The following is a 25,368-nucleotide window of genomic DNA, read 5'->3' as shown; positions in this document are numbered from 1 at the left end:
GAGCCGCCATGACCGATAAGCCGCAAAAGCCTTCGACCGGACAGCCGGACGCCCACGACTATTCGAAGACGCTGTTCCTGCCGAAGACCGACTTCCCGATGCGGGCGGGGCTGCCGCAGCGCGAGCCGGACATCCTCAAGCGCTGGAATGAGATCAACCTCTACGAGAAGCTGCGCCTCGCCGCCCAGGGCCGCACGAAGTTCGTGCTGCATGACGGCCCGCCTTACGCCAACGGCAACATCCATATCGGCCACGCGCTCAACAAGATCCTGAAGGACCTCGTCACCCGCAGCCAGCAGATGCTGGGTTACGATTCCAACTACGTTCCGGGCTGGGACTGCCACGGCCTGCCGATCGAGTGGAAGATCGAGGAAGAGAATTACCGCTCGAAGGGCAAGCAGAAGCCGGACCTGAAAAGTCCCGACGCGATGATCGCATTCCGCCAGGAATGCCGCGCCTATGCCGCCCACTGGCTCGGCGTGCAGCGCGAGGAGTTCAAGCGGCTCGGCGTGGTCGGCGACTGGGAGCATCCGTACCTGACCATGGCCTACCCGGCCGAAGCCCAGATCGCGCGCGAGCTGATGAAATTTGCCGCCAACGGCACGCTCTATCGCGGTTCGAAACCGGTGATGTGGAGCGTGGTGGAGAAGACGGCGCTCGCCGAAGCCGAGGTCGAGTACGAGGAGTACACGAGCGATCAGGTCTGGGTGAAGTTTCCGGTGTCGTCGGGCGCCGACAGCCTCGCCAATGCGAGCGTCGTGATCTGGACGACGACGCCCTGGACGCTGCCCGGCAACCGCGCGGTCAGCTTTTCGTCGAAGATCGCCTACGGGCTCTACCGGATCACCGACGCGCCTGCGGACAACTGGGCCAGGACCGGTGACCTTCTGATCCTCGCCGACAAGCTCGCCGCGGACGTCTTCAAGCAGGCGCGCGTGACGGCGTTCGAGCGCGTTGGCGACGTGACGGCAGAGATGCTGGCGTCGACTGTGTGCAGCCATCCGCTTGCCGGCACTGCCGGCAGCTATCAATTCAAGGTACCGCTGCTCGACGGCGATCATGTCACCGACGACACCGGCACCGGCTTCGTCCACACCGCTCCCGGCCACGGCCGCGAGGACTTCGACATCTGGACGGCCGGTGCGCGCGCGATCGAGGCGCGCGGCATCAACACGGCGATCCCCTACACGGTCGACGAGAACGGCGCTTTCACCGACCAGGCGCCGGGCTTTACCGGCAAGCGTGTGATCAACGACAAGGGCGAGAAGGGCGACGCCAACGAAGCGGTCATCAAGGCGCTGGTGGCGGCGAACATGCTGCTCGCGCGCGGCCGGCTGAAGCATCAATACCCGCATTCGTGGCGGTCGAAGAAGCCGGTGATCTTCCGCAACACACCGCAGTGGTTCATCGCGATGGACAAGCCGATCGCCGACGATGCTACGGCGAAGGATGGCGACACGCTGCGCGCCCGCGCCCTGCATGCGATCTCGGTGACGCGCTGGGTGCCGCCGCAGGGACAGAACCGCATCAACGGCATGATCGAGAGCCGTCCCGACTGGGTGATCTCGCGTCAGCGCGCCTGGGGCGTGCCGATCGCCGTGTTCATCAAGGAAAAGGGCGACGGCTCGGTCGAGATCCTGAAGGACGACGTCGTCAACCAGCGCATCGCGGAAGCGTTCGCGAGCGAAGGCGCGGATGCCTGGTACGCCGCTGGCGCGCGCGAGCGCTTCCTTGGCGATCGCGCGAGCGAGGGCTGGCAGAAGGTCGACGACATCCTCGACGTCTGGTTCGACTCCGGCTCCACGCATGCGTTCGTGCTGGAAGACCGGCAGAACTTCCCCACGCTCGGCGACATCGTGCGCAAGATCGACGGCGGCAACGACACCGTGATGTATCTGGAAGGCAGTGACCAGCATCGCGGCTGGTTTCATTCCTCCCTGCTGGAAAGTTGCGGCACCCGCGGCCGCGCACCCTACGATGTGGTCCTGACGCACGGCTTCACGCTGGACGAGCACGGGCGCAAGATGTCGAAGTCGCTCGGCAATACGGTTGAGCCGCAGAAGGTGATCAAGGATTCCGGCGCCGACATCCTGCGGCTGTGGGTGGCGGCCTCCGACTATGCCGACGATCAGCGCATCGGACCGGAGATCCTGAAGAACACCATCGAAACCTATCGCAAGCTGCGCAACACGATCCGCTGGATGCTCGGCACGCTGACGCATTTCAAGCCCGGGGACGACATCGCGCATGCCGACATGCCGGAGCTCGAGCGGCTGATGCTGCATCGCCTGGCCGAAGTCGATGCGGTCGTTCGCGAGGCCTACGCGAACTTCGACTACAAGACCGTGGTGGCGACGCTTGCGAACTTCATGAACACCGAGCTGTCGGCGTTCTACTTCGATATCCGGAAAGACACGCTTTATTGTGAGCCGCCGTCCTCACTCACGCGCAAAGCGGCGCTGACGACAGTCGACATCCTGTGCGACGCGATCCTGAAATGGCTCGCGCCGATCCTGTGCTTCACCACGGAGGAGGCATGGCAGAACTATCGCCCTGATAGCTCGCCATCGGTGCACCTTACGCTTTTCCCTGAGCGCCTCGGCGACTATCGCGACGACGCGCTGGCGGCGAGATGGGAGACGATCCGCGACGTGCGGCGAGTCGTCACCGGCGCGCTGGAGCTCGAACGTGCGGCCAAGCGGATCGGTTCGTCGCTCGAAGCCTCGCCGATGGTCTATGTGAACGACATGCGCGTGTTTGGCATTCTGGCCGACGTCGATCTCGCGGAAGTCTGCATCACGTCCAACGCGATGGTGACCAATTCCGATGCCCCGGCGAACGCGTTCCGTCTGGCAGACGTGCCGAACGTCGCCGTGGTGGTCGAGCTGGCGCAAGGCAAAAAATGCGCGCGCTCCTGGAAGATTCTCCCGACCGTCGGCGACGATCCCGAATATCCCGACGTTTCGCCGCGCGACGCCAAGGCGCTGCGCGAGTGGAAGGCGCTCGGCGTGGTGGCATAATCGACCGTCGTTGCAAGCGACGGACGGTAGCCCGGGTGAGCGAAGCGACACCCGGGGTCTGAGTTTGCGGCAAGTCTCCCCCGGATCTCGCTTCGCTCATCCGGGCTACGTCTCCGACTACTCCACCCCGATCCGTTTCCAGTACGCGTCCTTGAGCGCGATGCGGCCGTCACGAAACAGATAGCGTTCCATGCCAAGCGCATCGACGGCGTCGCCGTCCTTGCGGCGCGCTGTGACGCGAAACGTCATGAACGTCGCCTCCGGCGCATGGTGATAGACCACGTCATGGAAACGCACCCCGTCATAGGTCCGCTCGCGCGCGTCGAAATAGTCGGCGAGCTGCTCGGGACTGCCGATCTCGCGCGCCACCGGCGCATCAGGCCCGATCGGCAGCCGCCAGACGAAGTCCGGCGTCACAGTACGATAGATCGCGTCGACATCTCGCTTGAACAGCGCCTTGGAGAAGGCGGTCAGCAGCGCGTCACGTTCGGCGGGTGGGGGCGTGGTCATTGAATTTCTCCGTGTCGTCCCCATAGCCGTTCGAAGAACGACGTCGCTTCGCTCGCCTATGGAAAGCAGGGACCCATAGCCGTCGAGAGTCAACGATGGCACGGAGTCCGTGCGCCCCATAAGCGCTGTAGTCATGGGTCCCGGCTCGCGCTTCGCTTGGCCGGGACGACAAAAACCTACTGCTGCCAGATTTCGAAGGCGTCGGTGAAGGCGCGTTCGCCGGGTGCGCCCTTTTCGAGAGCGACGATGGCGCGACGCTGGTTGCCGTAGACGAGAGGAATATCGAACCAGGAACGCTCCTTCAGGAGCTGCAGGTTGCGGCTGCGGTCCGCGTCGACGTTCGAAAGCCCGATCAGGAAGAAGTTGTCGGTGACCTTCACCGCGAGGCCCGCAAGCGGAGTGCCGCGCGTCTGCTCATTGGATTTCATCAGCACGCCCGGCACGTTCGACACGCCGCCACCGGCGAAATCGGGCGGCAACTGGAACGTCATCTCCACCGTGTGCGAGGCCGGCAGCGAGGTGTCGTTGTTGCGACGGATCGTCAGCGCGGCCTTGAACTTGCGCTCGGGAATGTCGATGTCGGCGCGGATGGCGGTGTCGGTCGTGCCGTTCGGGCCTGCAACATTCTCAGTGCGCCACACCACCTGCCCGACATACTGCTTGCCCTGCGGCTCGGCCGGATCTTCATCATAGAGCACGACGCGCTGGGCGACGGGCGCGACTGGCGCAGTCGACGGCTGGCCGACCCGGTCGGTAATCTTCGGCCGGTCCGCAGGCGTATCCTTCTTCGGCACCTCGGCCTGCTTGGCGCGGCCGGTGAGATCGGAATAAAGATCGCGCAGCTGCGGCCAGTAGGCCACCACGGCGCCGATCAGGATCAGCACAATGCCGACGGCGGCCGCGCGCTTGACCGGGAAGATGCCGGCCCGCAGCACGGCGCGCCGGCGCGCGTTCGCCTCAGGACGCGGCGGCTGGCGATTCTGGAAGCGGTCGGCATCCGTCGGCTGCTCGTCGAATGAATAGGCTTCGGAAGCGCGCGGCTGCGCCATCTGCGCGGCGTGATCGCTCTCGGCCGAACGATCTTCCATGCTCGGCTCGAGGCGATCGAACTCCGGCGTCGGCGACGGCACGTTGGCGTAGGTGCGGCGCGCGGAGCGATTGGCCTGCGCAGCGGCGCCGCCGAGATCGTCGGCATCCGCCACCACATCGCGGAAACCGCGCATGCCGTTGCTGCCATTCAGTCCCGGCTGCGGGCGATCGTTGCCGCGCTCACGCCGGGGCGGAACGCCCGGCCGACCAGGCTCACGCTCCTTGTCGCGGTTTTCACGCGCGGGCGAACGCGCGTCCTGCGGCGCACGCGGGCGCGGAGCCAGCAGACCGTCGCGCTCGGGGCGTCCTTCCGGATTGCGGGCAGGGTCACGCGGCACGGGCGGGCGATCGGGACGCCGCTCGCGGGCGGCCGGTGCAGCAGCGGCAGCAGCCTCACCATTGATCGAGGGCTGGCTGGCACGCAGCTGATCGCCACGACCGCGCAGCGCGTCGCCACGGCTCGCAACGCGGCTGCGCTGCGCCGCTTCCTGCTCCACCTTGCGGATCGCTTCTTCCAGCGTCAGCCGCTCGCGGGTGATTTCACTTTCGCTCAAGGGCGGCTGCACCCCGCGCAACTGCGCAATCAGCGCGGCGCGCGCACGCTCATATAGCGCACGGCGCTGTTCGCCGGTGGCGCTTGCGTCGAGCCCTGCAATCGCGCGGGCAATTAGCGGGTAGTAGTCAGCCATTTCGCTCCACTGTAGCGAATTTTTTCGCCTTATGCCTCAAACGGATTCTGCACGAGAATAGTATCTTCGCGTTCCGGGCTTGTGGAAAGCAAGGCAATCGGGCAGCCGACCAGCTCTTCCACCCTCCGGACGTATTTGATCGCCTGCGCAGGCAAGTCCGCCCAGGAGCGGGCGTTGGCTGTCGGCTCCTTCCAGCCTTCGATCGTTTCGTAGATCGGTTCCACGCGGGCCTGAGCGCCCTCACCCGCCGGTAGATGGTCGATCTCCTTGCCGTCGAGCTTGTAGCCGACGCAGACATTGATCGAATCGAAGCCGTCGAGAATATCGAGCTTGGTCAGCGCCAGGCCATTGATGCCGGAGGTGCGGGCCGTCTGCCGCACCAGTACGCTGTCGAACCAGCCGCACCGGCGCTTGCGCCCGGTGTTGGTGCCGAACTCACGGCCGCGCTCGCCGATTCGGTAGCCGATCTCGTTGTCCTGCTCGGTTGGAAACGGACCGAGACCGACCCGCGTGGTGTAGGCCTTGCAGATGCCGAGCACGTAGCCGACCGAAACCGGCCCCATGCCTGAACCGGTCGCCGCCTGCGCCGCCACCGTGTTGGACGAGGTCACGTAGGGATAGGTACCATGATCCACATCGAGCAGCGCGCCCTGTGCGCCTTCGAACAGGATGCGTTTGCCCTCGCGCCGCCGGGCATCGAGCAGACTCCAAACCGTCTCGGCATAGGGCAGCACTTTCGGCGCCAACTCGGCCAGATCCTTGTACAGCCCTGCGCCGTCGACCTCGGGCAAATTCATGCCACGGCGGAGCGCATTGTGGTGGGCGAGCAGCCGGTCGATCTTGCGCGGCAGACTGTCGAGATCGGCAAGATCCATCAGCCGGATCGCACGGCGGCCGACTTTATCCTCATAGGCCGGGCCGATGCCGCGCCGGGTGGTGCCGATCGCCGTGCCCGCATTGGAGGACTCGCGCAATGCATCGAGCTCGCGATGCAGTTCGAGGATCAGCGTCACGTTTTCGGCGACCCGCAAGTTGGCCGGCGAGACCGCGACGCCTTGAGACGTCAGCCGGTTGACCTCGTCGAGGAAGGCCTGCGCATCGAACACGACGCCGTTACCGATCACCGACAGTTTCGAGGGGCGCAGCACGCCGGACGGCAGGAGGGCCAGCTTGTAGACGTTGCCGTCAATGACAAGGGTGTGACCCGCATTGTGGCCGCCCTGGAAACGGACAACGATATCCGCCTGCTCCGACAGCCAATCGACAATCTTGCCTTTTCCCTCGTCGCCCCATTGGGCGCCGACGACAACCACGTTCGCCATGTCTTAAGACAGTCCCTTGAAGGCCTGTAACACGCAGGAGTGACACCGCCCGGCGGCGGGAACTTCTCCCAGCAAGGCTTTGCCTTCCGGATAAAGGATGATGCCTTCGTGCGCAAGTTAAACGGGGGCCATTTTGAACGCTTTTGGTGCATTCAAGCCGTTGATTCGCCCTGAAATTTTCTGCTCCGGGCCGGCCGGCCCGAGGCCGGAACCATCCGTGGCCCGAGCCTCAGGGGAGCGCAACGAATTCTGCCTCCGCAAACACATAGCTTGCGTAGCGAAAATCCCTGATTTTCAGGATCCGGTCGCCCGACCAGTCCAGCAGAACGAAATAACCGGGCCGGTCCGCTCCGGCCGCGTCGTCGTAGACCAGAGCGCCCGGGCGGCCCTCGACCAGCCCCGGTGCGAACCGCCAGCCGGCAATGCCGTCGTAATTGGTGAAATAGTTCGCCACCTGCCGCTTGCCCGCGCGCTGCATGCGGTTGACGAGATCAAGCCGGACGTCGTCGGCGAGCATGTCACGCACTGCGTCGAAGTCGCGCGCGTTGAAGCGGTTCACGTAAAGCTGCAGCCGCGCGCGTTCAGCCTCGGCAAGGACAGGCAGGGGCAGCTCGTCCGCCTGTCCCGCAAGCTCGCGCAGGCGCGTACGCCCGCGATGCAGTGCCGCTTTGATCGCCGGAATGCTCAGCGAGGTGACATCGCCGATCTCCTCGAGCGAGTAACCGAGAACATCCATCAAAATCACGCTCGATCGCTGGGACGGCGGCAGCCACATGAAGGTACTGAGGCTCGCCGCGGCGAGCTGGCGGCGATCCGTCTCTTCTGCTCCTGCAACCATGTCGGGATCCTCGTCGACGGCGAGGCGCTGCGACCGCGCCTGGCGCCGCAGAAAATCGAGCGCGGCGTTGTGGGCGATGCGGAACAGCCAGCCTTCCGGATTGTGGATCGGCGCCGATTGCGTGAAGGCCTCAAGCGCTCGCAGCGCCGCGTCCTGCAGCACATCCTCGCCGTGGATCGCCGATCCCGTCATGCGCGCGCAATAGCGGTGCAGCTTCGGCCGCAAGTCCGTCAGCAGGCGCGCAAATGCCTCACGGTCGTCGGAGGGGGTTGAGGCTGCCGCGCTCATCGCCAGAGCCTAATCCACCTGCGGATCATTCACCAAGCATCCGGTAGTTGCCGACCACGGCGGCATCACAGACAAGCGGACGCTGCGCGCAACGATCACGCAGCTCGCTCTGAAACGCCTTGAATGCCGGCAAAGTGGTCAACTTTTCCGAATCTGCAGTTTCCACCACGTGGATGAACGTGCCGTCATCGAGGCGGATGGAGAGGTAGCGCAAACCGTCCGGCGACGCTGCGCGTAGTTCTTCGAACACCGCTTCGACAAGCTGTTGATTGGCATCGGCCCGATCCGGTTTGGCCTGATAGCGAACAACGCGCATGGGAACTCCTGTTTCGGTTGCGGAAAAACCAGCCTTCCGCTTCCCAGACGTCGCACCGCGCCCAAAGGATTCGGTCCGGTGCGAAATTTTTTCATGCGGAATCTTTCGGCCCGCCTCGTTCGTCTCGGTCTCACCGTTACGCACGAATGAGGATTCTCATGACCAACCCCGTTGTCGCTACCGAAGGCCGTCGCGTCCTCACGCTTACCTCGCTCGCGTCATTCATGGTCGCGCTCGATTCGCTGGTCGTCGCCACCTCGCTCAGCACCATCCGCTCGACGTTCGGCACCTCGTTCGAGCAGCTTGAATGGGTGGTGAATGCGTATGGCCTGACGCTCGCAGTTCTTCTGATCACCGGCGCTGCACTCGGCGACCGCTTCGGCCGCCGCAGGATGTTTGCCACAGGCCTCGGACTGTTCGTGCTGGCGTCGGTCGCCTGTGCGCTATCCGGCAGCGTCACCGCGTTGATTACTGCACGCGCCATCCAGGGCGCGGCCGCAGCGCTGGTGATGCCGCTGGCGATGGCGCTGCTGAGCGCCGCCTTTTCGCCAGAGGAGCGCGCCCGCGCTCTCGGATTTTTCGGCGCCGTCACCGGTCTTGCGGTGTTGGGCGGACCCATCATCGGCGGATTGGTGGTAGAAGGCCTCGCCTGGCAGTGGATCTTCTGGCTCAACGTTCCTCTCGGCGTCGTCATGATCCCGCTGGTGCTGCGCCATATTCCGGAGAGCTTCGGCGCCGACGCGCGCTTCGACGTTTGCGGCGTCGCCCTGATCACCGCCGGCGCACTGGGACTCGTCTGGGGTCTGATGCGCGGCAACAACACCGGCTGGATGAGCGGCGAAGTTCTCACCATGCTGGCCGCAGGCATCGCGCTGACATTGGCGTTCGTGCTGTGGAGCGCGCGCGCGGTGGCGCCAATGGTGCCGATGCGGCTTTTCCGCACCCGCGCCTTTGCCGCCAGCAATCTCGCAAATTTCCTGCTCTACGCAACGCTATATGGCGCGCTGTTCTTCACCGCCCAGTTCCTGCAGATTGCGCAGGGTCATGGACCGCTCGGTGCGGGCCTGCGCATGCTGCCCTGGACCGCAACGCTGTTCGTTATCGCCCCGATCGCCGGCAATCTTGTCAGCAGGATCGGCGAACGGCCGCTGATCGTCGCCGGTCTGGCGCTGCAGTCGCTCGGCTTCGGCTGGCTCGCACTCGTTACCAGCGCAGACTTGCCTTTCGTCCAGATGATCGCGCCACTGGTGGCTGCCGGCTGCGGCGTGTCCATGGCGATGCCGGCAGCGCAAAGCGCAATCCTCGGCGCGGTCACGAGAACGGAGCTCGGCAAGGCGTCCGGCGTGCTCAACATGCTGCGTTTTCTCGGCGGCGTGTTCGGCGTCGCCACGCTCGGTGCCGTGTTCGCGAGCACCGGCACGCTCGCTTCGCCGCAGAGCTTTTCGGCCGGCTTCACGGCGGCGATGGGCGCCTGCGCCGCCCTGTCGCTGTTCGGCGCAATGGCGGGGCTCGCACTGCCGCATGCGCGGATGATCGCGGCACGCACCGGCGAAGCCGCACCATGACGTGTTCACCGGGCCGCCACCCGTTTTTTTCCCCGAAATGCAGAAGCGAAAGGCAGCCCGGCGTTCCGATGAAGTGTCGCGACAATAGGGCATTCCGATGCTAGAAGCGGCGCCTCGCGGAACAGAACACTTGCAATCAATGACAACGCCTGATCGGACACAGCAGAGCCGCCCACTTCTCGGCTGGCTCGCGAACCAACCTTATCTGCTGCTCAGCCTGACGTCGCTGTTCTGGGCGGGCAACGTCGTGCTCGGGCGTTATGTCGCCGGCCATGTGCCGCCGATTACACTGGCGACGCTGCGCTGGGGTGGCGCGTTTCTGTTGATTCTTCCATTCGCGTTGTCCCACCTCAAGCGCGATTGGCCGGTTATACGCGCCAACCTCCCGATGCTGATGCTGCTGGCTGTGACCGGAATCGGCGCCTATAACACCATCGCCTATATCGGCCTGCAGTACACCTCGGCGCTGAACGGGTTGCTGATTCAGTCGTCCGGGCCTCTGTTCGTCGCCTTCTGGTCGTTCGTGCTGTTTCGCACCCGGCTGACATGGGCTCAAGCACTCGGCATCGCGACCTCACTTGCGGGCGTGCTGACGATTCTCGCGCGCGGCGACATCGAGGCGCTGAGCAGCATCGACTTCAACAAGGGCGACCTGATCTTCGCCGGCGCGCTGATGATCTTCTGCATCTATTCGGCGTTGATGCCGTACCGGCCGCGCCGCCTGCATGCCCTCGCGTTCCTGGCCTTCACCACCGGGGTTGGCGCGCTGGTCAACGTACCGTTCGCGATCTGGGAAGGCTTGAGCGGCTACACGATGTCGTTCGACACCGAAACGCTGGCGACACTCGCCTACGTCATCGTGTTCCCGTCGACGCTCGCCTACCTGTGCTACAACCGCGGCGTCGAGTTGATTGGCGCCAATCGTTCGGCACCGTTTTACCATCTGATTCCGGTGTTCGGTTCCGTGCTTGCCATCGGCCTTCTTGGCGAAGAACCCAGGCTGTTTCACCTCATTGGCTACGGACTGGTGCTGCTGGGCGTTTTTGTCGCAGCGCGGAAATAGACGCCGACGCATTCTGTTTTAAGGTTGATCGGCGGTCGATCCGGCAGAACCGCCGTTTTCAGGTGCCTTGGCCTGTTGGCTTTTGCCGCGCGCGGCGCGATGCTTGCGGTCGCACCTTTCGTTCTTAGATTCGCTAGACTCGAGGTGATCTCGATGACGATCGCACCCGCCGTCCGAACCGTAGGATTCACTGTGGCGCTTGCCGCACCGCTCGTGCTCGGCGTCGTCCAGACGTCTGCTCAGCAATCCTCGACACCGTCACCACCTCCAGCTTCATCGCCGCCGCCGGCTTCGCCCGATTTGGACAACGCCCGCGCTGCCTTCCCGGCGCCGGTCGGGCATCGCCAGCCACGAGCTGCCGATATTCCTCAGATGGATAAGACGGCAGCGGACCTGCTCGATGAGAAGCAGCAGGACGAGCTCAACCGCAGGCTGCGGATCTGCCGCGGCTGCTGACAATCATCTTGATCGTCGCTTCCACTTTCGGCCGACTGGCAACCTTAACGCCAAGCAGCTAACGTCCCTCCGCGCCATATTGCGCTGCAACAACTGATGCAAAGTGGGAGGACGTTCCAAAATGAAGTTGCTGGCCGACATCCGTCTGTCATTCTCGTCGCTTGCCGGAGCAGCGCTTGCGAGTGTCCTGTTGGTGAGCGCGGCGCAGGCGCAAGGATACCCGACCCGCAACATCACTCTCGTGCTGCCGTTCGCGGCCGGCAGCGGTACCGACACGACGACACGGTTGATCGCGGCCCAGGTGGGCACGGCGCTCGGTCAAGGCCTGATCGTCGAGAACAAGCCGGGCGCAAACGGCATGCTGGCTGCTACCCACGTCGCACGTTCGGCGCCAGACGGCTACACGCTCTTCGTCACCACCAACACCACGCACTCGGCCAATCCGAGCCTGATGAAGCAGCTCACCTACGACCCGGTGAAGGATTTCACGCCGATCGCGCGCACCGGCAACCTCCCCTTCATGCTGGTGATCAATCCGGACATTCCGGCCAAGAGCGTTCAGGAACTCACAGCCTACGCCAAGGCAAACCCCGGCAAGCTCACCTACGCATCCGGCTCGTCGGCCGCGATCGTCATGGGCGCAACCTACGCGCGGCGCGCCGGCCTCGACCTGCTGCATGTCCCCTACAAGAGCTCGCCGCCGGCACTGACCGACGTGGTTGGCGGCCGCGTCAGCATGATGTTCATCGACATTCCGACCGGTCTGCCGCTCGTGAACGCGGGCAAGCTGCGCGGGCTTGCGGTGACGACCAAGGACCGTTCGGTGCTGCTGCCCGACATGCCCTCGATGCAGGAGGCGGGCGTACCCGACTTCGACATCACCTCGTGGCAGGGCTGGTTCGGCCCGGCGAACATGCCGAAGGATGTCGTGACGAAGCTGAACGCCGAAATCCGCAAGGCGATCGAAAATCCCGAAATCAAGAAGCAACTCGCCGAGCGTGGCATGGACGCGTTCTCCGGCACGCCCGAGCAGCTCACGACATTCGTCAACGAGCAGCTCGTGCTGTGGACGCGGCTGATCAAAGACGCCGGCATCGAACCGGAGTGACGATGCTGCCCGCCTTCGCCTGCGAGGGCCTGTCGGAACCAAGGCGCGGCAGCGAGTCGCAACATCGATTCGCCGCGCTTTTGGTATGATCGGAGCGATCAAACCAAGCGGGAGCACCCTGCATGGCAAATATCGAAAGCACTCCGAGCAGACTTATCCTCAAGGACGGCTCGACCACCATCACGTTCGACAAGACCGTCGGCAGCGCCACGCTGCAGCAGAAGATCCTGTTGTGGAAGAAGAAGCCGGTCGAGTTCCCGCTCGACGACATCGACGACATTGCCGTCAAGTCGGAACATGACGGGCTTTCCGGCGCACCGATCTTTCACAGCGTGCTGCATCGGCGATCCGGCGAGATCACGGTCCTGACGACCGAAGAGGCTGAGGACGCGGAAGAGACGGTAAGGACGCTGCGCGAGTTCGTCGGGCTGCACTAGCTAACGAAGAATCGGCGCAGCTCTTCCGCGGTGCGCTCGGGCATTTCCTCAGGGAAAAAGTGCCCGCCGTCGACGGGCGCGCCGCTGACGTCTTGCGCCCATGCGCGCCACAGTGCGAGCGGACCGCCGGCGTCGGCGTACCAACCTTCCAGCGGCCCACGACCGCTCCACAGCACCAGCAGCGGACATGCGATGCGCCGGCCCGCTTTGCGATCGGCGATGTCATGCGCATGGTCGGTCGTCGCCGCCGCGCGATATTCCTCGCAGATCGCATGTACGTGTGATGGATCACGCAGTGCATCGATATAGGCCGCGCGCACATCGTCACTGAAAACATGCGATGGCGAACCCCAGCCGCCGAGCGCGCTGTCGACGATGGCATCTGGCGCCGCCGAAACCAGCCTCTCAGGCAGCGGCTCGGCCTGCGCGAGCAGTGACCACGGCCAGTAGCCGGTCGCGAGCCGCTTGTCAGCCCGCTCCCACGCGTCGGCGATGGTCAGCACGTCGAGAACGGCGAGACGCTGCACTCGCTGCGGATGGTCGAACGCCAGGCGATAAGCCACGCGACCGCCGCGATCGTGGCCGGCAACCGAGAAATGCGGAAAGCCGAGCTTCTCCATCACCGCGACCATGTCGCGGGCCATCGCCCGCTTCGTATACGGCGCATGATCGGCGCGCGAAGGTGGGCAGCCGCTGCGGCCGTAGCCTCGAATATCCGCGCAGACAGCCGTGAAGTGGCGCGCCAGCAGCGGCGCAATGTCCCGCCACATCAGATGGGTTTGCGGAAACCCATGCAGCAGCAGAAGCGGAGGCCCCGAACCACCGCGCCGCAGGAAGATCGAGGTTTCCTCCGTTTGCAGCTCGACGGCCTCAAATGCGGAAAATGCCGAAGCGCTCATCCATAAACAAGCGCGAAACCATCGATTTGTTTCCGTCCCCTAGTGTCGTGGATCAGAAATTCGCACCATCGTTGCCGCGAGTCCATCGTGCGAATTTCTGATCCATAACGACACTGGAATCATAAACTTGCTATGTCCTGATCGAATCCGAAGTTCGCTCTGAGCTCGCTGCAAAGTATAGCGAACTTCGGATTCGGGACACTAGCTCCAGGTCGTCTTCAAGACGCGCAGCCAGTTGCGGAAGCAGACCTTTTCGATCAGCGCCTCGCCATACTGGCGCGCGCGCATCTCTTCCACCAGATTTGGCAAACCGGCGGCAGTGCCGATCCCTTTCGGTATCGCCGCGCCGTCGAAGTCCGATCCCAGGCCCACGCCGTCCTCGCCGAGATGGCGGATCAGATAGTCGATGTGATCGACCACCTGCGACAGCGGCGTATCGCTGTCGCGTTTGCCGTCGGGCCTGAGGAAGGTCACTGCATAGTTCACGCCCACCATGCCGCCGGTCTCCCTGATCGCTGCAAGCTGCTTGTCGGTGAGATTGCGCGAGTGCGGACAGATCGCGTGGGCGTTGGAGTGGCTCGCCACCAGCGGCGCGTCCGAAATGGCGGCAACGTCCCAGAAGCCTTTTTCGTTGAGATGCGACAGGTCGATCATGATCTTCAGCCGATTGCAGCCACGGATCAGCTCCTTGCCGAGATCGGTGAGGCCGGGCCCGGTGTCCGGCGACGAAGGAAAGCTGAACGGCACACCATGCCCGAAGGCATTGGAGCGGCTCCACACCGGCCCGAGCGATCGCAGGCCTGCCTGATGCAGCACCTCGAGCGCGTGAAAATCACCATCGATCGCCTCGGCGCCTTCGATGTGAAGCACCGGCGCGAGGATGCCCTGGTCGACGCATTGTTCGATGTCCGCGACGCTGCGGCACACGCGCACCCTGCCGCCAGATTGGCGTTCGATGCCGAAGAGAAGCGACGCCATCGCCAGCGTCGCCTCTAGCGCCGTCGCAATGTCCAGCGGCGGCGTATCCGCAGTCTCGCCGCGAGCCGCGCCTACAGCGTCCGGAGGCGGCGGCACTTCGCCGTCCACGCGCTTTCGCTGCGGCGCCGGCACGAAGATCGCAAACAAGCCGCCGGCGAATCCGCCCTGCTTCGCCCGTGGAAGGTCAAGCTGGCCTTTGCCGTCGCCGTCCAGAAACGCCGCCGCTGCATCCTTCCTGCGATAAAGGCGCAGCAGCACGTCGTTGTGGCCGTCGAAAACCGGAACGGGACGCGCGGTCATGATGATACCTGTTATGTTTTTGCTGCCGCTTGCGCGGCGAGCAGTTGCGCGGTCGCCTCGGCATCGACCAGCGGATAGGTGTCGAAATGCGCCGGGATGATATCGGCCCACTCGTTCAGAATGCGATGCAGGTCATTGTTGCTTTCGACATCGAACACGGCGACCGCACCCCGCCCGGTACGTGCGTAGATGTGGCGACAGATGTTCTTGTCGCGATAGCTGGCGATCCATGGCCAGAAGGATTGCCGCGCAGCGGCAACTTCGGACGGTCGCTCCGGACGCGGCGTGGAGACAACGAGAAAGAGCATGGGCGGGGCCTTTGTTCCTTATTCTATTTCTTCGTCCGGTAATCGCCAAACGTCGCGTCCCGTTTGTCGAGTTGATCGCGGACGCTGGACCCGTCGCGCTTGAAGTTGTTGCGGTAAGCAAGCGACGATTCTGTCGTGAAAGCCAGGGCCTGAATCTCGGTGCCGGCCCGCATCGCCGCCCGCGCGCCCATGATCTCCATCGCGCGGTGCACGGAGCGCTTGTTGAGCTGCTGCAGATCGGTCGGGATTTTCGCGGCACGCTCGGCGAAGGCGAGCGTGGCCTGCTCAAGCTCGGCGAGCGGAAACGCGCGCGTCGCATAGCCCCATTCGGCCGCCTCGCGGCCTGACATCGCATCACCCGTCAGCATCAGCTCCATCGCTCGGCGCATGCCGACCAGCCAGGGATGAAACTGCATGTCCGGCGGGCTCATCAGCCGCACCGGTGGATAGCCGATCTGCGCATCTTCGGCGACGAACACCACGTCGCACGCCGTTGCAAGCTCCGAGCCGCCGGCAAGGCAATAGCCATGCACCTGGGCGATCACCGGCTTGGCGAGGTCCCAGATCGTGAACCAGCCGTCCACCACATGGCGCGACCATTGCCCGGCGCCGCCTGCGGTGTGATAGGGTTGGCCCTGTTTGTTATCTGCGGAGAGGTCATAGCCCGCCGAAAAACAGGGGCCGGCGCCACGCAGGATCATGATCGAAATTTCCGGATCGCGATCGGCAGCCTGCAACGCCTCGAGGATTTCCTTGCGCAAAAGATTGTTCAGCGCGTTGCGCTTCTCGGGGCGATTGAGCGTAATCCGCCGCACGTGCGGCAACGGATCGTCGGTCAGAATGTGAGCAAAGGAAGTCATTGAACCCGTCCCTGGATGATCCCGTCCCTGAATGCGGACCTTATGCGCCGCGGCAAGTGGGCCCTTGCCCGAATGGCGGTTGACCCGGTCTGCCGGATTTGCGCTAGATTGATATTCGGCAGCGAGCAAATCCTACCGCTACGCGACGAAAACACAAACGCAAGGGAAGTACGCCGATGAAGGCCGCCGTTCTGTATGAAGTCAACAAGCCGCTCGTCATCGAAGAGGTCAGCGTCAACAAGCCGGGGCCGCGCGAAGTCCTGATCCGCACCAAGGTCGCCGGTCTCTGCCACTCTGACCTGCACTTCATGGAAGGGCTCTATCCCTGGCCGCTGCCGACCATTCCCGGCCACGAATCCTCCGGCATCGTCGAGCAGGTCGGCTCCGACGTCACTTACGTGCAACCGGGCGATCACGTCGTTACCTGCCTGTCCGTGTTCTGCGGGACCTGCGACATGTGCACCACCGGCCGGCCGGTGCTTTGCACCGGCACCGACGTGAAGCTGCTGCCCGGAGTTGCCAATCGCTTCAACTGGAACAAGCCCGAGAAGCTCAACCAGTTCATCAACCTCTCCTCATTCGCCGAGCAGATGCTCGTGCACGAGAACGCAGTGGTGAAGATCCGCAAGGACATGCCGCTCGACCTCGCAGCGCTGATCGGCTGCGGCGTCATTACCGGCTACGGCGCGGTCGTGAACACGGCGAAAGTGCGGCCCGGCGAGAGCGTGGCGGTGATTGGTTGCGGCGGCGTCGGCATGGCGGCGATCAACGGCGCGGCGATTGCAGGCGCGGGCCGTATCATCGCCGTCGATACCAATCCGGTGAAGCTGCAGCTGGCGACGAAGCTCGGCGCGACCGATCTCGTCAATCCGAACGACGGCGACCCCGTGAAACAGGTCAAGGACAAGACCGGCGGCCTCGGTGTCGAGCACGCCTTCGAGGTGCTGGGCGCCAAGATCACCGCCGAGCAGGCGTTCGGCATGCTGGCGCCGGGTGGCACTGCCACCATCGTCGGCATGATCCCGTTCGGAACCAAGATCGAGCTGCATGGCGCGGACTTCCTGCGCGAACGCCGCATCCAGGGCTCGTCGATGGGCTCGAACCACTTCCGCCAGGACATGCCACGCCTGGTCGAGTTCTACCTCAACGGCAAGCTGCATCTCGACGACTGGGTCTCGGCTCGCATCAAGCTGTCGGAGATCAACGAGGGTTTTGCCAACATGAAGGCCGGCAAAACCGTGCGCAGCATCATAGAGTTCAATTAGGACTCGCTTTGTTATGGCCGGGCATGGCCCGGCCATCCCTATCAGGGGAGGCAGCGCGGCCTTCGAACGGCCATAGGCGACCGAACGGCTATGGGGGTCAAGCCGACGAAGGCGTCTGCGGAACGCGGACGCCTTCGTCAGTTCGGCACCACGCCTTCACGGCCGACACCAACCCGCGTCGCCTCGAGCGAACCGTCGGGTTTCGTCACTGCGCTGATCGCCACCGCCGCGCCCGGCTTTACCTCGGCCTTGTCACCCGGGCCGAAGATCGCAATCGGGGTCGCTGGCGGCACCGTGATCTTCTTCTCGCCGTCCTTGTATTTCAGCAGCAGCGTCTGGCCATCCACGCTTGTGACGGCTTCTGCCACATTGGCGTTGGTCATCGTGCTGTTCGGAAGGTCCCAGGGGTGAAATCCCTCGCCGAGCCCGCGTGCGCTCTCGGGAAAGATGTTGATCGAGATGGCCTTCTGGCTGCCGTCCGATTGCGGCGTGCCGGCAACGCCGATGAAGGAACCGACCTTGATGTCGGAAAGTTGCGCCTTGTTGTAGGCAGTCACCTGCCAGTTGTCCGTGAGGCTGACCTTCACGTTGCTGCCGTCACGCGCCTTCACCATGAGCACGTTGCCGTCGAGGCTTTCGATGGTGCCGCGGATGCGCCGGTTCTGCGCCGGCTGGGCGATCATCTGCGAACAGATCAAGAGCAGAGCAAGCACAAGCAGCGGCAGCGATCGAAATGAGAGAATCATTGGGAAACTCCGTCGGCAGATGACGCCCCACGGTCCCTCAAACCCCGCACCGGCCGCCCTATTCCTGCTTCAGGCTCTCAAATCGGCCTCGACCAGTACGCGCAGGTCCGCCGTCACGACAGGGCGCTTGCCGAACCAAAGCGAAAACCCGCGAACGGCCTGGTGCAGCAGCATGCCGAGGCCGTCGGCCGTGTTCAGCCCGCGCGCGCGCGCCGCCTTCAGCAGATCCGTGTCGAGCGGAACGTAAACGGCATCGGCGACGGTGGCGCTCGGCGGCAACAACGTCACGTCGACGTCGAGCGGCGGCTGATCCTTCATGCCGAGCGAGGTCGTGTTCACGAGCAACGTGGCGCGCGGCAACAGGCTCGCAATCCGGTCCCATGTCGCAGGCCTGACGGCGGCGCCGAAATCTCGCGCCAGCTCTTCGGCGCGCGGCAGATTGCGGTTGACGAGGTGAATGGTCGGGACGCCACGCTCGATCAAGCCAAATACGACAGCGCGCGCCGCCCCGCCCGCGCCAAGCACCAGCGCCTCGCGGGTTGCCCGGTCCCAGCCGGGCGACGACGCATCGAGATTATCGAGGAAACCCTCAACGTCGGTGTTGGTCGCACGCAATGTACTACCGTCGAGCCACAGCGTGTTGGCGGCGCCGACCGCGCGGGCGCGCGCATCGGCATCAGTCAGCGCCAGCGCCCGTTCCTTATGCGGGATGGTGAGGTTGGCCCCGATATAGCCATGCTCGCCGAGGCGCGCGAGAAAATCGGCAAGATCCTCCGGATTCACGGCTTCGATGCGATAGTCGCCGTCGATGCCGAACGACTTCATCCAGTATTTGTGGATGATCGGCGAACGTGAATGTCCCGCCGGCCAGCCGATCAGACATGCGGCGCGCCTGTTCGTCATCACCAATCAACTCGATCAGATTCCTGATGCGTCAAATCACGCCCTGACCCGAACTGTCAACGGCATCGACCGCTGCCACAAGGTGGCACTGTCATGTGCCAGAAAACGGGCGCATGATGCATCAAACGACGGGAGGTAGCCATGACGACCGCCACAGCAACAGTCAGCAACGTCTCCGATCTGGACGCCCTGCAAGACCTCAACCACAACTATGTTCGCTCCGTGCAGGAGGCCGATATCGGCTGGTTCGATGCCAACCTCGCAGACGATTTCCTCAACAGCAACCCGGATGGAACGCTGGTCGACCGCACCGGCTTCCTGGCGCAGATAGCGAGAAAATCGCCGGTGACCAACCTTCGCGAAGAGGATGTGCGGATCGTCATCCGCGGCGACTTCGCCTTCATTCACGCGCGCACGACCTACACAAAGCCTGACGGCGGCCCGGGCGCCGGCCGCTACACCGATATCTGGTGGAAACGCGACGATCGCTGGCTCTGCGTCTCGGCGCATGTGACGCGGGCGTAGCTAAGCATTTTTCTCACGACGACCCGGCGCAGACCTCAGAGAGGTGAGCCGGGCCGCAATAATGCCTCACGCCGCAGCGCGATGCGCTGCGACGATCTGATCTGCCGTCCGACCCGTCACTTCCGCCATGTGGTCGAACTGCGTGGTGAAGCTGCCTGCACCGGTGGTCGCCGACCGCACCTCGATAATGAGGTCGCCGATTTCGGCTTCGGGCAGCAGCGCCCGCACGACATCCCAGCCCGGCCAGCCTTCGCGCGTGTTGAACGACAGGATCTGTCCACGCCGCCCGGAGAGAATCGCGTTGATCCGCGCGGTGGCATCAGTCGGACAGACGATCTCGACGCTATGGATCGGCTCCAGCAGCACCGGCTGGCACCCGGGCAGCGCTTCACTCACGCCGATGCGCGCCGCCGTACGGAAGGCGAGATCAGAGGAATCGACCGTATGATAGGAACCGTCTGTCAGCGTCACTGCAACGTCGACCACCGGAAAGCCGAGCGGTCCGTGCAACATTGCATCCCGCACACCCTCCTCGACCGCCGGGATATAGTTGCGTGGCACGGCGCCGCCCACCACGCGTTCATCGAACTTGAAGCCTTCGCCGCGCGGCAACGCCTTGATCTCCAGCACCACATCACCGAACTGGCCGTGACCGCCCGACTGCTTCTTGTGGCGTCCCCGCTGCGTCGCTGACTTGCGAATGGTCTCGCGATAACCCACAGCCGGAGTCCGCTGGTTGACGTTGACACCGAAGCGACCGCGCAGGCGTTCGAGCGCGACCCGCAAGTGCATTTCGCCTTGTCCCCAAAGCACCACCTCGTGCGTCTCAGGGTGATGCACGACGGTCAGCGATGGATCTTCCTCGGCCAGCCGGAGCAGCGACTGCCCGAGCTTCACGTCGTCCTTGCGGTCGGCGGCTGCGACTGCGAGCGCGAGCACCGCCGCGTGCGGGCCGACCTCACACAAGGCGGCGTGCGGCGACTTGGCCGCTGTCAGTGTGTCGCCAGTGCGCACGTGGTCGAGCTTGCCGAGCGCGACCACGTCGCCGGCATTGGCGACGCTGCGCTTGTTGTCCTGTCCGACCGTCAGCGCCAGGATGCTGGAAAAACGATCCGCGTCCCCGCGCTGCGATATGAGTGTCGCGCCGTCCGTCAGTTGCCCAGACAGCACGCGGACAAGCGAAATCTTGCCCCCGTGCTGCACATGAACTGTCTTGAACACGTAAGCGAGGGTGCCCGCACCGTTCTCGACTTTCAGCCGCGCCGCAGTTTCCACAATTCCCGGCGCCTCGTGGCGTAGTGCCTTCAACAGCCGCAGCACACCGTTGCTGCGAACCGCCGAGCCGAGCAGAACCGGACAGATCAGTCCTTCGCGCAACTCGCGCGACAGGTCGTCGAAGACTGCGTCACGCGGCGGCTGGATGTCTTCCAGCAGCTGTTCCATCAGCGCGTCGTCGTGATCGGCGAGCTTCTCCAGCATCGAAAAGCGTGCCTCCTTCTCGCGATCGAGGTCGCCGCCGTCGAGGGACACGACTTCCGACGGCAGGTGTTCGCGGTAGATGAAGGCGCGCTCGAGTGCGAGGTCGACGAAACCCGCGATCAGATCACCCTTCCAGATCGGAATTTGCCGCAAGACCAGCGGCACCCGCGAAGCCGGCTGCAGCGTCGTGAGCGTCTCGCGGACGCGCTTTTCGGCGCGGTCGATCTTGTTGAGGAACAGGAAGCGCGGGACGCCAGCCTCTTCGAGCTCGCGCAGAATCAGTTGCAATTGCGGCAGCTTGCGTTCGTCCGCTTCACAGACGACGACCGCGGCATCCACCGCCGGAAGCACCGCACGCATATCGTGGATGAATTCGACAGAGCCCGGACAATCGACGAAGGTAAGGCTTTCGCCCATGAACGTCGTCGTCGCCGCGGTGAGCCCGGTGCTCATGAGATGGCCGCGTGCCTCGGGATTGGAATCGCCGACTGTGCTGCCGCCTTCAACCGTACCTTGTCTGGAGATTGCGCCTGTTCGCGCGAGGATAGCTTCGAGAAGTGTCGTCTTGCCGCTTTGGAATGGTCCAACCAGTGCGATGCACCGGGGACCGCGGGGACTTCTAGCATCATGTCCCATTTGCCGCCTCCTTATGGGAAGTCGGCCCGCGCTTACGTCAACCGGAGCGCATTGCAACGTGATCGACCGTAACCCGTTTCTGCGAAAGCGCTCCTGCGGGTCGGCCAGACATCGTCTCAGCGCAGCGAAGCTTTGGCAAGGAAGATCGTTTGCGCTTCGCAGCAATCATGAAAAATTGTCCAGCTGAACGAAAGCCCGGCTCGGCCGGAACCGCCCGGCAGTTCTGCAAGCTGGAATCCGTTCAGTAGCGCGCGGGGCGAATTTCCATGCCTTCGAAGCCGAAGGCGAGGTTGACACCTCGCTGTCCGTTCACGCCCAGCGGAATCAGCGACAGCGAGCCTCCGGGTCCGCCGATCAATTGATTTAAGGCTGCACCGACACCGACCGTCGCGCTGGCGCCTGCCCCACCATAGCCGCCGGAGGTCCCGCCGGGCGGGACGCGCGGTGTCGGACCATACACTTCCCACGCCATCATCCATCGATCGGTGAATCCAACATCGAATCCGATCCGGCGGACCTGCGCGACATAGGGCTCGACCCTGCGGCCGTTCCGGGTCAGCATGCAATTCAGCTCGGTGACGGATCCAACCAGATATCCCGCACTTCGCCCGCCCGTACATTCGAGAACGCCGATAAGTGCCGTCGGCTGTTGCGCGGTCGCGGGCACGATAGTCACGGCCAACATGGCTGCGGCTGCGCCAAAACCCATTCGGAAACGATGCATGATGCTCTCCGATGAATGGGATCTGAGAAGATCTAATACAAAATGGACGGGCCCAGTTCCATGCCCGTAAAGTCCGCCTGATATTTGTGGCAATCACGGGGCACCAGCGCACGCGTTAGACCGGGATCTCGTATCCTCAGCGGCTGCCGGACCGGCTTCAACCCACCTTCGGGGACTGGATGAATGCGCCCGGGAAATGCGAGACGCATGCCATTACGCAGGTGATCGCCTCCTGATCGTATTCATCCCCGGAACAACAGGTCTCGAAGAACGCATTGAGTCGATCGACGCGCGCGGGCCAGGCGTTGGCAGCCTGCAGACCGAGAGACACGCCAAAATTTGTAAACGCAAATTTCGTTCCGCCGAGCCACGGCGCGCGGCAGAAATAGCCCGGAGGCTCGATCCACATCGTATCGAGAGTCCGCAGCGCTCGTGCGCTCTGTGCCGTTGCCCAGGGCTCTTGCGGCCAGAAGTGCGCGAGCCAAAGCATCATGCCGAGGCCGAGGTCCTGCTCGATCGTCAGCGTACGCCAGTCGCGCTCGATCAGCGCGCGCATGTCGGCGATCTCCGGCGCGAGTGCGTCCTGGTCCAGGAGACGATAGGAGACATAGCCGTCGTAAGCGTCCATGGCACCGAACCCGACTCCCGGATAAGGCCCGCTCAGATCTTCCTGCATCTTCCAGGTGACACCGCGACCCGGCATCACGAAGGCGCGATGAACATCGCGTGCAAGCGCGATGCCGCGCGCGCGATATTCGGGCTTGACGTCGCCCAGGCGCGCGAGCGCAAACAACCACATCGTCAAATAGTGAAAGTACTGGCCGTCGTGATCAGCGGCTTCACCGATGCGCATGCCGCGCCGGCGACCGAGCACGCGCTCGACATTGGCGACGAGACTCTCCGCTTCCTCCAGCCAATGCCGATCACGCAGCTCCAGGTACAGTGAGGTGAGGAGTACGAGACCGAACGCATCGGTCCACAGGTATCGCGAGCCGTTTGGCCAGATGCGCTCCGAACGCATCCAATCGAGTTTTGCCAGAACATAACTGATGTCGCGTGACATTGAGATTCGCGTATTGACGTTAGTGCGGGGGGCTGACAGGCGCACCGCCTGGTGCGCGTCGCTCCTGACTGCATCCAGTTCGTCGACCGGCAGTGCGGATAAACCTGCCTCCGAAGCAACCGAGCACGACGTATTCCATTAGTTTCGGCGATGCCGGCACATCAAAAAAATCGAGAGCCTCCGGTTTTTAGGCGGGGGCTCTCTACGACCCTGCCTTCGATCTCTCGACGGCCGGATCTGTCTCATGAACGCCTGACGCTCGCCGCCGTTCCGACGCGCCGCGCATCACGTTTTCATTGTTGGAACCAAGTTCTCTCTTTTGAAAAAATTTGAGGCGAATGAGCACGACCCGATCGCAGCGAATGACCAACGCCAAGGAGGTTTCAAGATACCTGCCAGCAGCAGTCGATGAGCGGGCTGGACAATCAGGCGACCACTTGTGGCATGCCAGAGCTAGCGCGCCGGACGCAATTCCAATCCGTCGAGAGCAGCCTGCACGTTGAAGCCTACCTGCGCCTGCACGCTGACCGGCCGCAGGGCGATCGACTTATTCGATCCACCCAGCAAGACATTGGCGGCGAGACCGAAGCCCACCGCTGCCGGAGACGCCGCCATAGTTGCCGACCAGATCGCCTTGTGACGCCAATCAGCGTCACGATCTCGCTCGGGATACTGTTCAGCCGGAAGCTAAAGGTTCTCTATTCCGGAGCATGGCAGATTGAAATTCGCGGGACGTCGCCGTGCGACGTCCCGCGACATCCCAACGGCGCTTATTTCAAGTTGCCGCAGAAGGTCTGAATGCGGCGACAGGCATCCTCGAGATCGCGAAGGCTTGCCGCATAGGAGATGCGGAACGCCGGACCGAGTCCGAACGCGGAGCCCTGCACCACCGCAACGCCCTCGGTCTCCAGAAGCTCGGTCACGAAGTCCTCGTCGGTCTCGAGCTTTTTGCCGGTCGGCGAGGTTTTGCCGATCGTGCCCGCGCAGGACGGATAGACGTAGAACGCGCCCTCCGGCCGCGGGCAGGTGATCCCGCTCGCCTGATTGAGCATGGACACGACCAGGTCGCGCCGCTCCTTGAACGTCTGGGCGTGTTGCGGGATGAAGTTCTGCGGCCCGTTCAGCGCTTCGACTGCGGCCCACTGCGAGATCGACGACGGTGCATGCGTCGCCTGGCTCTGGATCGTCGTCATCGCCTTGATCAGCTCGACCGGCCCGCCCGCATAGCCAATGCGCCAGCCGGTCATCGAATAGGCCTTCGACACACCGTTTACGGTGAGCGTGCGATCGTAGAGCTTCGGCTCGACCTGGGCCGGCGTCGCGAACTTGAAGCCATCGTAGACGATATGCTCGTACATATCATCGGTCATCACCCACACGTTCGGGTGCTTCAACAGCACGTCAGTCAGCTGCTTGAGCTCGGCGGCCGTGTAGGCTGCGCCGGTCGGGTTCGAGGGCGAGTTGAGAATGATCCACTTGGTCTTCGGCGTGATCGCCTTCTCCAGCGCCTCGGGCTTCAGCTTGAAGCCCTGTTCCGCCGGACACACGACCGGCACGGGTTCGCCGCCGGCCAGCAGCACCATCTCCGGATAGCTGACCCAGTAGGGCGCGGGGATGATCACCTCGTCGCCCGGATTGATGGTCGCCATCAGCGCATTGTAGAGGACCTGCTTGCCGCCGGTGGAAACGACGATCTGCTCGCGCTTGTAGCTGAGACCGTTCTCGCGCTTGAACTTCGCCACGATCGCGTCCTTCAGCTCCGGAATGCCTCCGACATCGGTATACTTGGTCTTGCCGGCTTCGATGGCATGGATTGCGGCAAGCTTGATATTCGCCGGCGTGTCGAAATCCGGCTCGCCGGCGCCCAGGCCGATCACGTTCCGCCCGGCGGCTTTCAGCGCGCGCGCTTTGTCCGTGACCGCCACCGTGGCGGACGGCTTCACGCGGGCGAGCGCAGCGGAAAGAAACGGCATCATGGTCT

The 25,368-nt window shown here is 63.7% G+C and carries 24 protein-coding genes; 8 read left to right on the top strand and 16 right to left on the bottom strand.

Annotation, left to right across the window (positions count from 1 at the left end; translation table 11 throughout):
* Positions 1-8: 8 nt before the first annotated feature.
* The gene (gene ileS / locus RCO31_RS15360; protein WP_308969276.1) at positions 9-3,020 is read left to right on the top strand and encodes an isoleucine--tRNA ligase; all 3,012 of its coding nucleotides are present in this window, start codon (positions 9-11) and stop codon (positions 3,018-3,020) included.
* A gap of 117 nt (positions 3,021-3,137) precedes the next feature.
* On the opposite strand, the gene RCO31_RS15355 is transcribed toward ileS, so the two are convergent.
* From RCO31_RS15355 to RCO31_RS15335, 5 genes are all read right to left on the bottom strand, one after another.
* The gene (locus RCO31_RS15355; protein WP_308969275.1) at positions 3,138-3,530 is read right to left on the bottom strand and encodes a nuclear transport factor 2 family protein; all 393 of its coding nucleotides are present in this window, start codon (positions 3,528-3,530) and stop codon (positions 3,138-3,140) included.
* Between the two features lie 176 nt (positions 3,531-3,706).
* A complete protein-coding gene (locus RCO31_RS15350; protein WP_308969274.1) occupies positions 3,707-5,308 on the bottom strand; it encodes a hypothetical protein in 1,602 nt (533 codons plus the stop codon).
* A gap of 29 nt (positions 5,309-5,337) precedes the next feature.
* Complete coding sequence (locus RCO31_RS15345; RefSeq protein WP_308969273.1) at positions 5,338-6,630, bottom strand: adenylosuccinate synthase; 1,293 nt, start codon at positions 6,628-6,630, stop codon at positions 5,338-5,340.
* 229 nt (positions 6,631-6,859) lie between these two features.
* Positions 6,860-7,756, bottom strand: a complete 897-nt coding sequence (locus tag RCO31_RS15340) for a sigma-70 family RNA polymerase sigma factor (RefSeq protein WP_308969272.1) — start codon at positions 7,754-7,756, stop codon at positions 6,860-6,862.
* A 25-nt stretch (positions 7,757-7,781) separates the two neighbouring features.
* Complete coding sequence (locus RCO31_RS15335) at positions 7,782-8,072, bottom strand: hypothetical protein (RefSeq protein WP_308969271.1); 291 nt, start codon at positions 8,070-8,072, stop codon at positions 7,782-7,784.
* Between the two features lie 158 nt (positions 8,073-8,230).
* Here RCO31_RS15335 and RCO31_RS15330 point away from each other — a divergent pair, with 158 nt between their 5' ends.
* The 5 genes from RCO31_RS15330 (at position 8,231) to RCO31_RS15310 (ending at position 12,701) form a co-directional block, all read left to right on the top strand.
* A complete protein-coding gene (locus RCO31_RS15330; RefSeq protein WP_308969270.1) occupies positions 8,231-9,637 on the top strand; it encodes a DHA2 family efflux MFS transporter permease subunit in 1,407 nt (468 codons plus the stop codon).
* A 139-nt stretch (positions 9,638-9,776) separates the two neighbouring features.
* Entirely contained in the window at positions 9,777-10,700 is a 924-nt protein-coding gene (locus RCO31_RS15325) for a DMT family transporter (protein WP_308969269.1), read from the top strand.
* Positions 10,701-10,853: 153 nt separating this feature from the next.
* Positions 10,854-11,156: a hypothetical protein gene (locus RCO31_RS15320; RefSeq protein WP_308969268.1), complete on the top strand. Its 303-nt coding sequence runs from the start codon at positions 10,854-10,856 to the stop codon at positions 11,154-11,156.
* Between the two features lie 121 nt (positions 11,157-11,277).
* Positions 11,278-12,264: a tripartite tricarboxylate transporter substrate binding protein gene (locus tag RCO31_RS15315; RefSeq protein WP_308969267.1), complete on the top strand. Its 987-nt coding sequence runs from the start codon at positions 11,278-11,280 to the stop codon at positions 12,262-12,264.
* Between the two features lie 122 nt (positions 12,265-12,386).
* The gene (locus RCO31_RS15310; RefSeq protein WP_308969266.1) at positions 12,387-12,701 is read left to right on the top strand and encodes a hypothetical protein; all 315 of its coding nucleotides are present in this window, start codon (positions 12,387-12,389) and stop codon (positions 12,699-12,701) included.
* Here RCO31_RS15310 and RCO31_RS15305 read toward each other — a convergent pair.
* The 4 genes from RCO31_RS15305 to RCO31_RS15290 form a co-directional block, all read right to left on the bottom strand.
* On the bottom strand, positions 12,698-13,600 hold the full coding sequence (locus tag RCO31_RS15305) for an alpha/beta hydrolase (protein WP_308969265.1): 903 nt from the start codon (positions 13,598-13,600) through the stop codon (positions 12,698-12,700). The two genes, RCO31_RS15310 and RCO31_RS15305, sit on opposite strands and share 4 nt — an antisense overlap.
* 201 nt (positions 13,601-13,801) lie before the next feature.
* Entirely contained in the window at positions 13,802-14,878 is a 1,077-nt protein-coding gene (locus RCO31_RS15300; protein WP_308969264.1) for a dipeptidase, read from the bottom strand.
* Between the two features lie 11 nt (positions 14,879-14,889).
* Complete coding sequence (locus RCO31_RS15295) at positions 14,890-15,186, bottom strand: DUF3303 family protein (RefSeq protein ID WP_308969263.1); 297 nt, start codon at positions 15,184-15,186, stop codon at positions 14,890-14,892.
* Positions 15,187-15,209: 23 nt separating this feature from the next.
* A complete protein-coding gene (locus RCO31_RS15290) occupies positions 15,210-16,046 on the bottom strand; it encodes an enoyl-CoA hydratase-related protein (protein WP_308969262.1) in 837 nt (278 codons plus the stop codon).
* A gap of 176 nt (positions 16,047-16,222) precedes the next feature.
* On the opposite strand from RCO31_RS15290, the gene RCO31_RS15285 reads away from it, so the two are divergent.
* Positions 16,223-17,311: a Zn-dependent alcohol dehydrogenase gene (locus RCO31_RS15285; RefSeq protein WP_308969261.1), complete on the top strand. Its 1,089-nt coding sequence runs from the start codon at positions 16,223-16,225 to the stop codon at positions 17,309-17,311.
* A 137-nt stretch (positions 17,312-17,448) separates the two neighbouring features.
* Here RCO31_RS15285 and RCO31_RS15280 read toward each other — a convergent pair whose 3' ends face one another.
* Positions 17,449-18,057, bottom strand: coding sequence for a DUF5666 domain-containing protein (locus RCO31_RS15280; RefSeq protein ID WP_374991488.1), 609 nt, complete (start codon positions 18,055-18,057; stop codon positions 17,449-17,451).
* Positions 18,058-18,126: 69 nt separating this feature from the next.
* Positions 18,127-18,960: a shikimate dehydrogenase gene (locus RCO31_RS15275; protein WP_308969260.1), complete on the bottom strand. Its 834-nt coding sequence runs from the start codon at positions 18,958-18,960 to the stop codon at positions 18,127-18,129.
* Between the two features lie 141 nt (positions 18,961-19,101).
* Between RCO31_RS15275 and RCO31_RS15270 the strand changes: the two genes are divergently transcribed.
* Entirely contained in the window at positions 19,102-19,485 is a 384-nt protein-coding gene (locus tag RCO31_RS15270; protein ID WP_308969259.1) for a nuclear transport factor 2 family protein, read from the top strand.
* A 66-nt stretch (positions 19,486-19,551) separates the two neighbouring features.
* Here RCO31_RS15270 and RCO31_RS15265 read toward each other — a convergent pair whose 3' ends face one another.
* The 5 genes from RCO31_RS15265 to RCO31_RS15245 form a co-directional block, all read right to left on the bottom strand.
* Positions 19,552-21,600, bottom strand: a complete 2,049-nt coding sequence (locus RCO31_RS15265) for an elongation factor G (protein WP_308969258.1) — start codon at positions 21,598-21,600, stop codon at positions 19,552-19,554.
* A 241-nt stretch (positions 21,601-21,841) separates the two neighbouring features.
* Positions 21,842-22,324: a DUF992 domain-containing protein gene (locus tag RCO31_RS15260; RefSeq protein WP_308969257.1), complete on the bottom strand. Its 483-nt coding sequence runs from the start codon at positions 22,322-22,324 to the stop codon at positions 21,842-21,844.
* A gap of 157 nt (positions 22,325-22,481) precedes the next feature.
* Positions 22,482-23,387: a hypothetical protein gene (locus RCO31_RS15255; protein ID WP_308969256.1), complete on the bottom strand. Its 906-nt coding sequence runs from the start codon at positions 23,385-23,387 to the stop codon at positions 22,482-22,484.
* A 453-nt stretch (positions 23,388-23,840) separates the two neighbouring features.
* Positions 23,841-24,002: a DUF992 domain-containing protein gene (locus RCO31_RS15250; RefSeq protein WP_374991487.1), complete on the bottom strand. Its 162-nt coding sequence runs from the start codon at positions 24,000-24,002 to the stop codon at positions 23,841-23,843.
* A 155-nt stretch (positions 24,003-24,157) separates the two neighbouring features.
* Positions 24,158-25,360 carry a pyridoxal phosphate-dependent aminotransferase gene (locus RCO31_RS15245; protein ID WP_308969255.1) on the bottom strand — a complete coding sequence of 401 codons (1,203 nt, stop codon included), beginning with the start codon at positions 25,358-25,360 and terminating at the stop codon, positions 24,158-24,160.
* Between the last annotated feature and the right edge of the window lie 8 nt (positions 25,361-25,368).

It is taken from the genome of Bradyrhizobium sp. LHD-71 (assembly GCF_031157255.1).
In the GTDB taxonomy this organism is placed as follows: Bacteria; Pseudomonadota; Alphaproteobacteria; order Rhizobiales; family Xanthobacteraceae; genus P52-10.
The sequence above is the reverse complement of the archived record's forward strand: the minus strand, read 5'-3'. Positions and strand labels throughout refer to the sequence as shown.